The 11,889-nt window shown below is 30.9% G+C and carries 15 protein-coding genes; 10 read left to right on the top strand and 5 right to left on the bottom strand.

What is annotated here, in order from left to right; translation table 11 throughout:
• Positions 1–51 precede the first annotated feature (51 nt).
• From IJ258_RS02475 to IJ258_RS02490, 4 genes are all read left to right on the top strand, one after another.
• Positions 52–267, top strand: a complete 216-nt coding sequence (locus tag IJ258_RS02475; protein ID WP_292802376.1) for a hypothetical protein — start codon at positions 52–54, stop codon at positions 265–267.
• Positions 268–276: 9 nt separating this feature from the next.
• Positions 277–504 carry a hypothetical protein gene (locus tag IJ258_RS02480; protein WP_292802379.1) on the top strand — a complete coding sequence of 76 codons (228 nt, stop codon included), beginning with the start codon at positions 277–279 and terminating at the stop codon, positions 502–504.
• Positions 505–598: 94 nt separating this feature from the next.
• On the top strand, positions 599–1,222 hold the full coding sequence (locus IJ258_RS02485; RefSeq protein WP_292747833.1) for a stage II sporulation protein M: 624 nt from the start codon (positions 599–601) through the stop codon (positions 1,220–1,222).
• A 159-nt stretch (positions 1,223–1,381) separates the two neighbouring features.
• Positions 1,382–2,077, top strand: a complete 696-nt coding sequence (locus IJ258_RS02490; protein WP_292747835.1) for a CPBP family intramembrane glutamic endopeptidase — start codon at positions 1,382–1,384, stop codon at positions 2,075–2,077.
• 142 nt (positions 2,078–2,219) lie between these two features.
• Here the strand turns inward: IJ258_RS02490 and IJ258_RS02495 are convergent, their stop codons facing one another.
• Positions 2,220–2,918: an endonuclease/exonuclease/phosphatase family protein gene (locus tag IJ258_RS02495; RefSeq protein WP_292802381.1), complete on the bottom strand. Its 699-nt coding sequence runs from the start codon at positions 2,916–2,918 to the stop codon at positions 2,220–2,222.
• 14 nt (positions 2,919–2,932) lie between these two features.
• Positions 2,933–3,850 carry a DUF5655 domain-containing protein gene (locus IJ258_RS02500; RefSeq protein WP_292802384.1) on the bottom strand — a complete coding sequence of 306 codons (918 nt, stop codon included), beginning with the start codon at positions 3,848–3,850 and terminating at the stop codon, positions 2,933–2,935.
• A gap of 367 nt (positions 3,851–4,217) precedes the next feature.
• Here IJ258_RS02500 and IJ258_RS02505 point away from each other — a divergent pair, with 367 nt between their 5' ends.
• On the top strand, positions 4,218–4,409 hold the full coding sequence (locus IJ258_RS02505) for a hypothetical protein (protein ID WP_292802387.1): 192 nt from the start codon (positions 4,218–4,220) through the stop codon (positions 4,407–4,409).
• A 614-nt stretch (positions 4,410–5,023) separates the two neighbouring features.
• Positions 5,024–6,541 carry an MFS transporter gene (locus tag IJ258_RS02510; RefSeq protein WP_292802390.1) on the top strand — a complete coding sequence of 506 codons (1,518 nt, stop codon included), beginning with the start codon at positions 5,024–5,026 and terminating at the stop codon, positions 6,539–6,541.
• A gap of 278 nt (positions 6,542–6,819) precedes the next feature.
• On the opposite strand, the gene IJ258_RS02515 is transcribed toward IJ258_RS02510, so the two are convergent.
• The 3 genes from IJ258_RS02515 to IJ258_RS02520 all read right to left on the bottom strand — a co-directional run bounded on the left by IJ258_RS02515 (position 6,820) and on the right by IJ258_RS02520 (position 9,371).
• Positions 6,820–8,094, bottom strand: coding sequence for an ATP-binding protein (locus IJ258_RS02515; protein ID WP_292802393.1), 1,275 nt, complete (start codon positions 8,092–8,094; stop codon positions 6,820–6,822).
• 561 nt (positions 8,095–8,655) lie between these two features.
• Entirely contained in the window at positions 8,656–8,922 is a 267-nt protein-coding gene (locus IJ258_RS11915; RefSeq protein ID WP_366514559.1) for an SMR family transporter, read from the bottom strand.
• A 62-nt stretch (positions 8,923–8,984) separates the two neighbouring features.
• The gene (locus IJ258_RS02520; protein WP_292802396.1) at positions 8,985–9,371 is read right to left on the bottom strand and encodes a helix-turn-helix domain-containing protein; all 387 of its coding nucleotides are present in this window, start codon (positions 9,369–9,371) and stop codon (positions 8,985–8,987) included.
• Positions 9,372–9,540: 169 nt separating this feature from the next.
• Here IJ258_RS02520 and IJ258_RS02525 point away from each other — a divergent pair, with 169 nt between their 5' ends.
• From IJ258_RS02525 to IJ258_RS02540, 4 genes are all read left to right on the top strand, one after another.
• The gene (locus tag IJ258_RS02525) at positions 9,541–10,341 is read left to right on the top strand and encodes a cobyrinic acid a,c-diamide synthase (RefSeq protein ID WP_012955167.1); all 801 of its coding nucleotides are present in this window, start codon (positions 9,541–9,543) and stop codon (positions 10,339–10,341) included.
• Between the two features lie 45 nt (positions 10,342–10,386).
• Positions 10,387–11,214, top strand: coding sequence for a sulfite exporter TauE/SafE family protein (locus IJ258_RS02530; RefSeq protein WP_012955168.1), 828 nt, complete (start codon positions 10,387–10,389; stop codon positions 11,212–11,214).
• Positions 11,215–11,225: 11 nt separating this feature from the next.
• Positions 11,226–11,444, top strand: coding sequence for a 4Fe-4S binding protein (locus IJ258_RS02535; RefSeq protein WP_292802404.1), 219 nt, complete (start codon positions 11,226–11,228; stop codon positions 11,442–11,444).
• Between the two features lie 174 nt (positions 11,445–11,618).
• Positions 11,619–11,792, top strand: a complete 174-nt coding sequence (locus IJ258_RS02540; protein ID WP_292802407.1) for a hypothetical protein — start codon at positions 11,619–11,621, stop codon at positions 11,790–11,792.
• Positions 11,793–11,889: the final 97 nt, after the last annotated feature.

Here is an 11,889-nt window from a genome sequence, read left to right on the forward strand (position 1 = left end):
AGAGAGTAATCTCTCTGACTTATCCGACTAGCTAAATCATTAGGTTATGATGTGCAGTTTGTCCATGTCAAATGCAGAGTTTCAGGAACTGGCCACATCAGATTAAGATTAAGACATAAAAAACATACTGGAGGAAACTGGATTAACCGTGATCCTGCTGCAGTAGCAGATACAACTTCAGGTAATGTAAGGTCAATCTGGTGTGAAGATGGAAATGTCATAGCTATTGATCCATCCTGGATATTTACAGATTTATATTCCATTTAAGGTGATAACATGAATTGTGGCGAAGCAATTGAAGTTTTAAAAAAATTTCCAAAAGATAAACCGATAAAGATTATGGGATGGTACAGTATTGCAGAAACAGATGACCCTGAAGACATTAACAGTATATGTTATCTCCAAGAAGTTGACATTGACACATTAGAAGTCACAGGCAAAATAACCGACTTTGTAGCTATTGTCAGCGATAAGTATCATGAAATAGCAAGTGAATTTCCATAAATAACATTAACACCACCATCACCAATGAATAAATTCTTTTGTATATAAAAAATATGGAACATTTTATATAATAATATATATAATATATAGACTCATGAATATCAAAGAGCTGGTTGTCGAAACCTTAAAAGAAAACAAAAAATTGATAATAGGATTATATGCTTTATTTATTATAGTATTCATTGCCACATGGATTATGATGGCGCCTAAAGTGGCAAATATGCCCACTAATGCAACTGCAGTAAGTACACTTGGTCCAGATAGCAGTGCTTTGGAGCTATTTATCCACAATGAATCTTCAGGGCTTATGACATACATAGGATCAATATTCTTTGGAATTTTAGCAATTGTAATGATTATATACAATGGTTATAGCATAGGAATGATGGGACCACTCTTCGCTAAGATACTACCTCATGGAGGCATCATGTATATACTTTACCTGATTCCACATGGAATATTTGAAATAACAGGAACGGTTCTTGACTCTACAGCAGGTTTATTACTTTTCCTATTCATCTGGAGATTTATCAAGGCATTAAGAAGCAGTGACACCAACGGTGCTTCCGATGCATTTGAAAAGACAAAAAAGACATTAATCCAAAGTATAGTAATATTGGTTCTTGCATTTTGCCTGACACTTATTGCAGCACCAATCGAAGCACATCTTTCAACCAATATTGCACAATTTTTCATGCATCTTTTAGGATTATGGTAATATTAAAAAGATTATTGAATTTTATTTAAATTAGAGGGAGTTCAGCTCTCCCCATTTCATTATTTTAAAATTTATAAAAAAATATCAGGAAATTGGGTATCTTTTTTATGTGCTGATTTTGAAATGGATATTGAATTCAAACAATGGAGAATAAAAAAAATGAGTTCAGAATTTTTCAGATTTGAGGACACCGAATATGATATTCCATTTTATAAGGAAAATCCTTCGCTTACAACTTCAAAAATTTCGGTGTTGATTTTAGGAATCATAATAGTATTTATTTCGCCTTTTGTTATACCTATTGAAGGATATGATATACCTAAGGCATTGATAATCTGTCTTGCAACATTGATTCCAGTTACATATGCCTTAAACGGCAAACTCTCAATGATTTTTAGAATTCCTAAAGCAAGAGACATCATACCAATCATTTTAGGCATTATTGGAGTATTTGCTTTAAATATCTTAATGGGCATTATTTTAAACAGCATGGGCATAGTCAGTACAAATGATTCTGCAATTAATAATAATGCAACACTAATGTTCATTACACTGATTATACAATTGATGGGTGAGGAACTGTTTAAATTCATACTGCTGGTACTGGTCTTATATGCCACATACAAATCATTGGGCCGTAAAGTTGCAATTCTGCTTGGAATAGTAGTTTCACAGTTATTATTTTCATTGCTGCATATTCCAGCATACGGTTTTAATCTGCCCCAATTGCTTCTGTCATTAGGTGTGGCATGGTCTGTCCTTCCAGTAATCTATGTAAAAACAAAAAATATTGTTGTAGTATACATTATCCATTTGCTTCTTGATTTAATGGGATTTGTGAGTATGTTTGGGTAAATTATTAAATTTTAATTGAAAAAACATTAACACCCACCATCACCTATTCAAAACTCACTTTCCGAAACCCTTTCATATATATCAAGGTAGCAAATCAAAATTCATTTTCCAAAACCTTGCCGTTAAAGTTAAAGTAGGCTAATTAAATTTCAAAGGTAAGTGGCATGTGGTCACTTATTTTCAACCATTTATCAGCATTTCCAATTAGTAAATCTTTAACTTTATCAGGTGCAGAAAATATGTGGTCCAAGTGAAATGGGCTATTAATATTTCTACGCCAGTAAAATGTAGGTATTGATTCCTTTCCTTCTTGCTCTCCAGTCAAATAATGATATATATCTACAAGCCCTTTCTCAGATAACTTATCTATCATTTCATAAACATTCTTACCATGCTGTTTATTAACTAATCTTACATCACAATTAAAATCTCCACAGATAATCATCTCTTCATTGAAAAATCCTGAATCCCTGTGTTCTTCATAATATCGAGTAATTTCTTTAGGATAATAAATTTCTTTACGTCCTTCAATGTTAGGATTAGTCCAAACACCTAAAAGATTAAAATCATCATTAACACGAACAGGTATGAAATATCTAAGCCCTTTATCATCTAAATCCACTAATTCTATTTTAACATTATCTTTTGCAAATATTCCAAGACCATATTTTTGATTATCCCCAACCCAAAAATAATTAGAAGCAAATTCAGTATAATCCTCTGAATCCATTACTACGGGATTCTCACATTCTTGAATAACGTAAATATCCGCTTTTTCTTCAAGAATTGCAGGAAATCTTTCACTAAAGTAGCCATTAGAATTCCATGATACTATTTTCATTTATCCACACCTACTTAAATCTTTTCATCGTAAGATTGTTTAAATAACATGTCAAAGTAATCTATATCTTCTTGTGATTTAAGTACAAATTCAAAATTACCTACGCCATGATGGCCAACATTAAAAACTTCACGAATTTTAGATTGAGGGTCATTAATTTCATTTGCATCTAAGTTAATCCATGATTTAAGAGATTTAGATAAAACAGATACCGAAGCAACAATTCTATTATTTGTTTTAAAAACAAAGTAATATTTCAAATGTTTAATTTCTATTTCATCATAATTAGATAATATGAATTCTTTTAAATCATAGTATAATGATTTTATATCTTCAGGTTTGCCATCTAATGTATCTTCTTCTGTGTATTTCTTAATTTCCTTATTAACTTTCTGTTTTTTATTATCAGAGTTAGTAACTTGTTTTATTGAAGCTGTAGTGTTAGTGTCATTTACTTTATCAAATAATACTGTCCCATTCGAATATTTAACAACCTTCCATAACTCAAAAGCTATATCAGAAAACTCAACAGACCTTAATTGGTAAGTAGTGTAGTTTGGAGAAATAAACATTACACTAGTTTGTGTAAAATCAAACTCTTCTTTTGATAATGCGGTGTTAAATACAAGATTATACTTTAAAACGAATTCTGCTTTGTTATTTAACAATAATGACAGATAACTATAACCTTGATCAATAACACTATAATTTTTAACATTCTTATATTCAATTATAACAAATGAGTTAGTCTCTTCATTGAAGGCTAAGGTATCTATTCTTAAATTATCAACTTGAAATTCAGTTGCTACAAATTTTAAACCAAATAATTCTTCTAAATTGTTTTCGGTTAATCTTTGTAATTCTCTTTCATTTTTAAATTTAACTTTCCTGATAGGAGTTAACTTTTCATCTTCAATATTGTAGATAGGCATGCTAATCACTCTTGATAATTGTACATATGTTACAAACATTATATAATTAATTCTATTGCAGTCAATTTAACATTAACATTAACATTGAGGTTAAGCTATTTGAAATTCAGTTTCTGAAACTCTTGCATATATATCCCAATTTAAAATCAGATTTGATTTTACAAAACCTTGCCGTTAATGTGAAATTCAATTCACTAAATTAAATGAAATAAAACATCTGTCAATTAAATTAATCATGCATTAATGTAAATTATAGTTTTGAAGCTATCTACTTTCAAGATAAAATTTGTAGCAATGTTAATGATAAATTTATATAATTTAAATAATAAAATATTATATTAATTATTATATACAGGTTGTAATAGCTATGGCCAATGTTAATAATACCTCATCCTACATGGATGAAGATAAAAAGCAAATTATCAAAGAGTCCAATTATACCTATAGAGATGCTCTTGAAGTTTCAGCATATCTTATTGAAACAGGTAAGTTCGAAAGATTCTACAAAGAAATGCAAATCCACGACCTTCAAAAAGAACTTGATGAAATGGAAGAATAAAACTTCAAAACAAAAATCTCATGTAATAACTCTAAAAAGAAACTATTTTTGATTTCAAAGGTAATAATATAAATTATTATTACTTTTATATTTTTTAAATAATATAATTTTATATATAATACATAATAAATTAATATATTATGATACCTGAAAAAACCAACATCAGCGCAAGAGTGGATTTAATACTCAAAAAATAGTAGAAGAATTAACCTTCAACCATAAAGATTCTTAGGAGCTGGAGCAAAAACTGATAGATAATTTCGATTTTTAGTAGATAATTTATATACTGATATGCCAACAGCAAATATGTAGTTAATTAAAAGGAATCAAAAGTTGCATAATCATGACTCACCATTTCTAATAGGTGATGCTGTAAAGGAAATTTCAGAGCCAAGTTATATTGATGCTCAAATTAGCTTAGGCCTTGGATAATTTAAAGTTCATCAGAATGCATTTGAAAATCAATCTTACAGAATTGTAGTGTTCTTGCAGTATTATGTAAAAATCCCATCCAAAAATTTAATCGTTTGGAAAGCAAATATAAAATTAAGTTCATGTTTAAATTTGAATGTTAAAATATTTTTTAAAATTAATTTTTTGGAGGATTAATAAATATGAATGAAAAGGCTAACGATAATTCTTGGTTTCCCTTAATAGTTGTGGCTTGTGCTTCATTTATTATAGTGTTGGACTCTTTCTTCATGAATGTTAGCATTTCTCGAATTGTTGTTGATTTGAATGCTGATGTTAGTACTATTCAAATGATTGTGTCGTTTTGTACGCTTATCACTGCTGCGTTGATACTGTTCAGTACCAAACTTCAGGACATAGTTGGTAAAAAGAAACTGTTTGTAATTGGTGCTGCACTTTTTGGTATAGGAATATTTGCTGCAGTATTAAGTTCAAGTGTTACAATGTTTTTTGTCGGATGGGCAGCGATTAAAGGTGTTGCTGCGGCATTAATGCTGCCTGCCATAGTTTCAATAATAAGCGGAATATATTCCGGCAGAAAGCGTACAATTGCTTTGGCAACTCTCGGTGTAATGGCAGGACTTGCAGATATTTTAGCTCCACTCCTTGGTGGGCTTATTACAACTTTTTTCAGCTGGAGATACACTTTTGCATTTGAATTAATATTCATTTTATTTATTTTAGTAATGCAAAATAAAATACCTGATTTTAAACCTACTGAATCTAAAAGCGATCTTGATATTATTGGTGCTATACTTTCCGGTATATGTCTTCTTTTGCTTGTGCTTGGTATTTTGACTCTGACTAAGGATGTTACTGCCAGTATAATTGAGATAATTTTGGGATTGATAGTCTTGGCAATCTTTATATGGTTTGAACTCAAAAGAAAAAGGTCAGGCAAGGTGCCATTGCTTGATGTTGAATTATTTAGAGACAAAAATTTGCGTATAGGTACATCTATTAAGTTATTATATAATATTATAATATCTGGAACATTTTTTGTAATGGTTCTGTTTTTCCAAAGTGTATTGCAGTTAAATCCATTCGATACTGGTTTGGCTTCACTTCCATTTGTTATGGCTTTGTTTATTTTTTCATTGACAGCTCCAAAACTAATGGGAAAACTGAATCACAAGACACTCATGGCAGTAGGATGCATAATATCTATTGTCGGATGTCTGATTTTAAGTTATCAATTTAAATTAAATGTAACTATGCTGGATTTAATTCCGGGGCAGTTTTTACTTGGGACAGGTATTGGTTTTATGATGGCTTTAGCAGCGGATGTTGCATTATTCGATGTTCCTGCTGAAGGCCAAAATAATGCATCTGGTATTATTACAACTGGTGAGACATTAGGTTCCTCATTGGGTACAGCAATCATTGGAATAATTCTAATTCTTGGAGTTATGGGCGGTATCAGTACTGCAGTCGATACCTATGCACCTGATTATTCAGGAGACGAACAATTCCATCAGGAGGTCTATGATTACTTCCAAAAATTAGACACTATAGAGGGACAAGACAGTATTGTTGTAAATACTGCAGATATAATTATTCAGAATGCAATGGCCTCCGTAATGTATGGATTAGCCATCGTGTTAGCAACTATGTTAATTATAACGCTCCGGATAAAAAATAAAAATATTAAAAAACAATGAGAGTTCATCTCTCATTTGCCTTTTTTTTTAAATGCTTTGGGTGTTGGCAGAAACTATTGAGTTTTGATTTAATAGTATAGAATAAATTTCACTAAAAGTAGTAGATATTTTTGAAGTGTGTTATACCAACATTAACATGAAGCTGGTCAAAAGGAATCAGAAGTTGCATAATCCAGATTCTCCATTGCTGATTGGGGAAGTTAAAGATGGTGATGATGTAAAGGAAGTTTTCGAACCAAGTTATATTGATTCATAACAAAAATTAATTTAGAAATGAATCATTGTTTTAGACAACCTATTGGTATGACTTTCACACCATCTGGGCGAGTATATGCAACTTCTCCTCCAGTTAAAACAGCTAAAAAACTTGGATTGTTTAGTTCATCATTTTTTTCTATTAATTTGTTGATTTTCAATAAGTTTTTCGCACCTTCATCAATTTTTTCACTGCCTAATTTGCATTCAATTAATGCATATCTATTATCATTTAAATGTACTACGCAGTCAATTTCAATATCTGATTTGTCATGGTAATAATAGATATTTCCATCTAATGGGCTGGTATAAATGCTTAAATCTCTAATGCAGAGATTTTCAAATAAAAATCCGAACAAGAATAAATCATCAGCACATGATTCGGGGCTCATTTTTAATGAAGCAATTGCGATTGAAGGGTCTATAAATATTTTTTTGTTTCTTGTTCTCATTGAGGTTTTTGATTTAATGTCTGGTGACCATCCTCTTATCTCTTCTATAACGAATAAGTCTTTTAATGCTTTGATATATGAGTAGTATGTTCCATTGCTCATTTTTTCATTTACATTAACATCTGCCATTATTGTTTTATCATTAACGAGCGTTGAATTATTTCTTGCGAGAGATTTTAAGAGGGTTCTCACTTTATCAGGGTTTCTTTTAACTCCATCAATTGCGGAAATATCTGTGTTGCAAATATTTTGAACATATGATTTGGCAACAAATAATTGTGCTTCTTTATCTTTTTTCACAACAGATTCTGGCCATCCCCCTCTACATGCAGCAAATATTAACTCATCAATTGTCAAATCAGAAGTTATTCCATTAATATCTAAATTAGGATTGTTGAATAATTCCATTAATGATATTTTACCATTTGATTCCATGCTTTCATATAGGCTCATGGGTCTCATTAGGACTCGGTGTATTCTTCCAGTGCCGGAATGCATTATTTTTGATTCATCAACAACAGTTGAACCTGTTAGAATGTATAATCCTTCGCCTCCTATTTCATCAACACTATTTCGGACTGCATCCCATAGGATAGGTGCCATCTGCCATTCATCAATTAGTTTAGGTTTATTGCCTTCTAATAATCTGTCAGGATCAAATTCTGCCCATATTTTATATGTTTCTTTTCTTTTAGGGTCTTGTAATTTTATAACACTTTTTGCATGTCTTTCGGCAGTTGTAGTTTTTCCGCACCATTTTGGTCCAACTATTAATACTGCACCAATCATTCTAAGATATCTTTCTAAATCATCGTCCATGTAACGCTTTAGGTATTTTCTTTCCATTTCAATCAACTTATTATTTTTTTTGGAGACTTTTGGAGTTTTTTATTATATACTTTTGGAGTTTTTTATTATATACTTTTGGAGTTTTTTATTATATACTTTTTGATATTTTTATTATAGACTTTTGGAGTTTTTTTTATTGGAGACTTTTGTAAATATAATTATTTTCCCCAAAATAGCAGGTCATCTTAATGTTTACTTTGGTATTTCTTTGGTATGTTCTTTGTGTGAGAGCATTTGATTAGTAATATTTGTTCGTTAACTACAATACCAATCTGACTAAAAAGTAGTGGATAATTCTGCTACTTTTAATCATTTTTTGTCCGCATAGTATAGAACAAATTTCACTAAAATTAGTAGATAATTTAAAGTGTGTTATGCCAACAGCAACATGAAGCTGGTTAAAAAGAACCAAAAGTTGCATAATCCTAATTCGCCATTGCTGATTGGTGAGGTAAAAGAGAGTGATGATGTAAAGGAAGTTAATGAACCTAGCTATATGGATTTACAAACTAAGTTGTTTTGACTTTTAGTTTTTTTTTTTTAAAAAATAATTCATAATTAATGTAAGCTCATTTTTGAGAATAGATTTAGCACCCCTACACCTATAATGATAAGTAAAAGTCCAAGGATCGCAGCCCAATCAGGGGTCTGTTTGAAAGCGATAATCCCTACAATTGTCACAAGCACGATTCCCAATGCTGACCAAATGGCATATGCAACTCCTATTGGTGCTGTTTTTAGGCAGTTGCTGAGACAGTAAAATGATAATATGTATAATATGATTGATGCTATTGTTGGCAAATGGTTTAGTGAAACCTTCAGCAACTTTTAACAGTGATGTGCACTGGTTTCAAATAGAATTGCAAGTAAAAGATAAGCAATATTATTCATTTTTGGTTTTCCCCATATTTTAACTGTTCAAATTCTTTTTTAATTTTTTCCAGTTCCTCGCCATGATATTCCTCTTCAAGATTGAAAATGGCGAGTTCGTATAATATGTTTTGAAGCCTGTGGCCTTTTTCAGTCAGGTGATATGATGTTTCATTATCTTTGATGTTTTTTTCGATGATGTTGTTTTCTTCCAGTTCCTTAAGTCTTTGTGTTAGGATTTTATTGGACAGTTCAGGCTTGTCCTCTTTGAAATCGCTGAAATATTTTTTTCCAAGAATCATGTCCCTTAAAATGTATACTGTCCATTTGTTTTTAATAAGATTCAGATTTTTTTCAAATTGACAGTATGGGGGCAGTTTATCAAATTTTCTTTTAATTGTCATTTTGCACCTATTGTTAAATTTAAACCTTTTCCTTTAAATATTTTTAAAAAGTATTACTTTAAAGAGGATATCACACTGTTACTTATTATTTTTGTTACCTTTTTGTTACAAAACCTTTTAATTGTAGTTTATTTATAATTTAAAACACAAATTATGGAAAGTGAACTAAATGAAAGAAAAAATATTTATCAATGGAAGAGGAGGATGTGGAAAGAGCACATTCATATCATTAATTGCAAAGGAATTGTCAAAAAACAATAAAGTATTAATAATTGATATGGATGAGGGAAACCTCGGATTGAACAAGATGCTTAATGTTGATGTTGCAGACACTTCATTAATGGAATATTATGGTGGAAGAGATAAGATAATGGGTGAAATTTTAAAAGTAGGAATTAAAGGTATGGTTTTAGAAAAAATCAACCTGAAAGATGACGCCGCCTCAGATTCAATAGATATTTTGGATAATATGAAATTATCAGATTTACCTTCCGATTATGTGACATGGAACGGAAATATAGGATTCATTGAATCCGGAAAAATCAACGACCCTGATGAAGGCTGTGCCTGTCCGATGGGAAATCTTACAAGAGACTTCCTAAATCACATTGAATTACAAGACAATGAAGTAATATTGGTCGACACCTCAGCGGGAATAGAACACATTGGAAGAGGAGTAATTGAGTCTGCAGACAAACTCATTTCAATAGTTGACCCGTCAAGCGATGCAATATTGTTGGCAAATAAAATAGGATCATTATCAAAAGAGGCATCCAAAGAATATATGGTAATATTGAATAAAATTGATGAAAATACTAAAGATTTGGTATTGGAACAATTGGATGATGACATATCTGTCGTTGGGGAACTTGAATATAATTCACACATAGCTCAAAGCAACCTTTCCCAAAAAGAAATTAACCTTGAGGAAGTAGAAGGTGAAATTAAGGAAATCTGTGCAAAAATTTAAAGATTTGATTAAGATTTAAATTTCAATAGGGCGCATGGTGCAATAATGGATTTGCTTTTTTATGTTGTTTTGCTGTTGATTGGAGGTTGCTTTGCAGGTTTCATGGCAGGCCTTTTGGGGATTGGCGGTGGAATTGTAATCACTCCAATCCAATATTATCTTTTAACCTCAATTGGATGTGATCCTAAAACGTCCCTAACGGTTACCTTTGCAACAGGTCTTGCAGTTATCTGTGTCACGATGATAAACAGTACACGAAAGCACAAACAAAACAATCTAATAGTAAAACAGCACCTAAAACCAATGATGGTCTTTGGTTTTGTAGGTGCCATTCTGGGTGCAGTCATATCTCAATACATAGATGTTGAGGTTTTAAAGATTTTGTTTGGTGTAATATGTATAGTATCAACAGTATTTTTAGTTTTAATAAAATCTCCTACCTCTTTAGATAATATTAAAACTGATGCAGGATTATTTTATTCTATTGCATTTGCATGTGGTCTTGCAAGCGGATTGATAGGTCCCGCAGGAGGAGCATTTATCATACCGATTTTCGTGGCATACTTGAGATATCCAATAACAAATACTATCGGAACAACTTCAGCATTAAGCATCGCAACCACACTTGCAGGGGTAATCTGTTATATTGTTTTAGGTTGGGGTGTTCAAGGATTGCCGGATTTTTCATTAGGTTATGTCAACTTGCTTCAATTCGTATTTTTAACAATAACCAGCATTATTGTATCTGGATATGCTGCTAACCTATCTAAAAAAATCAATCCTACAAAATTAAAAGCGCTGCAGGTAATCGTAATATCATATATTGGCCTTCAAATGATGGGGGTATTCGACATAATATTAAGCATAATATAATTTTGATTTGTATGTATAATGTATGGAAAAATTGTATTGGTTGTGGGGAATGTGCAAAGGCATGTGATTTTAATCTGATTCAAACATTTGATGATTATATTCTGATGGATATTGAAAAGTGCAGGCATTGCTCAAAATGTGTAGAAACTTGTCAAAACAATGTTTTTACAAAATCAGTTATTTTTAAACACTTTTTATATCTATTATATTATAAGATTAAAAAATCTTAGGATAATTGAAAAATTGATGAGTATCTCATAACAGTTAAGATTTTTATATAGGTTAATGGTTTGTATGTCCAATTTTTGTAAGGCATTTGACAAGTTATATTTGTTTGTTAAATGTGGAAACAAAATTCACTAAAAAGTAGTAGATAATTTAAAGTGTGTTACGCCAACAGCAACATGAAGCTAGTCAAAAGGAACAAAAAGTTGCATAATCCTGATTCTCCTTTGTTGATTGGTGATGTTAAAGATGGGGATGTTGTAAAAGAGGTTAGAGAACATAGTTTCATTGAAACTCACGAAAAGTTCTACCACTTATGCATATTTTCAATCAACTTTATACAAATATTTTGAATTAATATTCATGAAAAGAAAAAGTAGCTATTAATTATATATAATTTAAAAAAGTAAAATATTATTAATTAACATAATTGAGGTATTATATGAAAGG

The organism is Methanobrevibacter sp., assembly GCF_017468685.1.
Lineage (GTDB): Archaea > Methanobacteriota > Methanobacteria > Methanobacteriales > Methanobacteriaceae > Methanocatella.

Coding starts and splice junctions, on each gene's coding strand:
- IJ258_RS02515 (WP_292802393.1), bottom strand. CDS start 8,094: ATGGAAAGAAAATACCTAAAGCGTTACATGGACGATGATTTAGAAAGA.
- IJ258_RS02510 (WP_292802390.1), top strand. CDS start 5,024: ATGAATGAAAAGGCTAACGATAATTCTTGGTTTCCCTTAATAGTTGTG.
- IJ258_RS02485 (WP_292747833.1), top strand. CDS start 599: ATGAATATCAAAGAGCTGGTTGTCGAAACCTTAAAAGAAAACAAAAAA.
- IJ258_RS02505 (WP_292802387.1), top strand. CDS start 4,218: ATGGCCAATGTTAATAATACCTCATCCTACATGGATGAAGATAAAAAG.
- IJ258_RS02490 (WP_292747835.1), top strand. CDS start 1,382: ATGAGTTCAGAATTTTTCAGATTTGAGGACACCGAATATGATATTCCA.
- IJ258_RS02480 (WP_292802379.1), top strand. CDS start 277: ATGAATTGTGGCGAAGCAATTGAAGTTTTAAAAAAATTTCCAAAAGAT.
- IJ258_RS02520 (WP_292802396.1), bottom strand. CDS start 9,371: ATGACAATTAAAAGAAAATTTGATAAACTGCCCCCATACTGTCAATTT.
- IJ258_RS02535 (WP_292802404.1), top strand. CDS start 11,226: ATGTATAATGTATGGAAAAATTGTATTGGTTGTGGGGAATGTGCAAAG.
- IJ258_RS02540 (WP_292802407.1), top strand. CDS start 11,619: ATGAAGCTAGTCAAAAGGAACAAAAAGTTGCATAATCCTGATTCTCCT.
- IJ258_RS02530 (WP_012955168.1), top strand. CDS start 10,387: ATGGATTTGCTTTTTTATGTTGTTTTGCTGTTGATTGGAGGTTGCTTT.
- IJ258_RS02500 (WP_292802384.1), bottom strand. CDS start 3,850: ATGCCTATCTACAATATTGAAGATGAAAAGTTAACTCCTATCAGGAAA.
- IJ258_RS02525 (WP_012955167.1), top strand. CDS start 9,541: ATGAAAGAAAAAATATTTATCAATGGAAGAGGAGGATGTGGAAAGAGC.
- IJ258_RS02495 (WP_292802381.1), bottom strand. CDS start 2,918: ATGAAAATAGTATCATGGAATTCTAATGGCTACTTTAGTGAAAGATTT.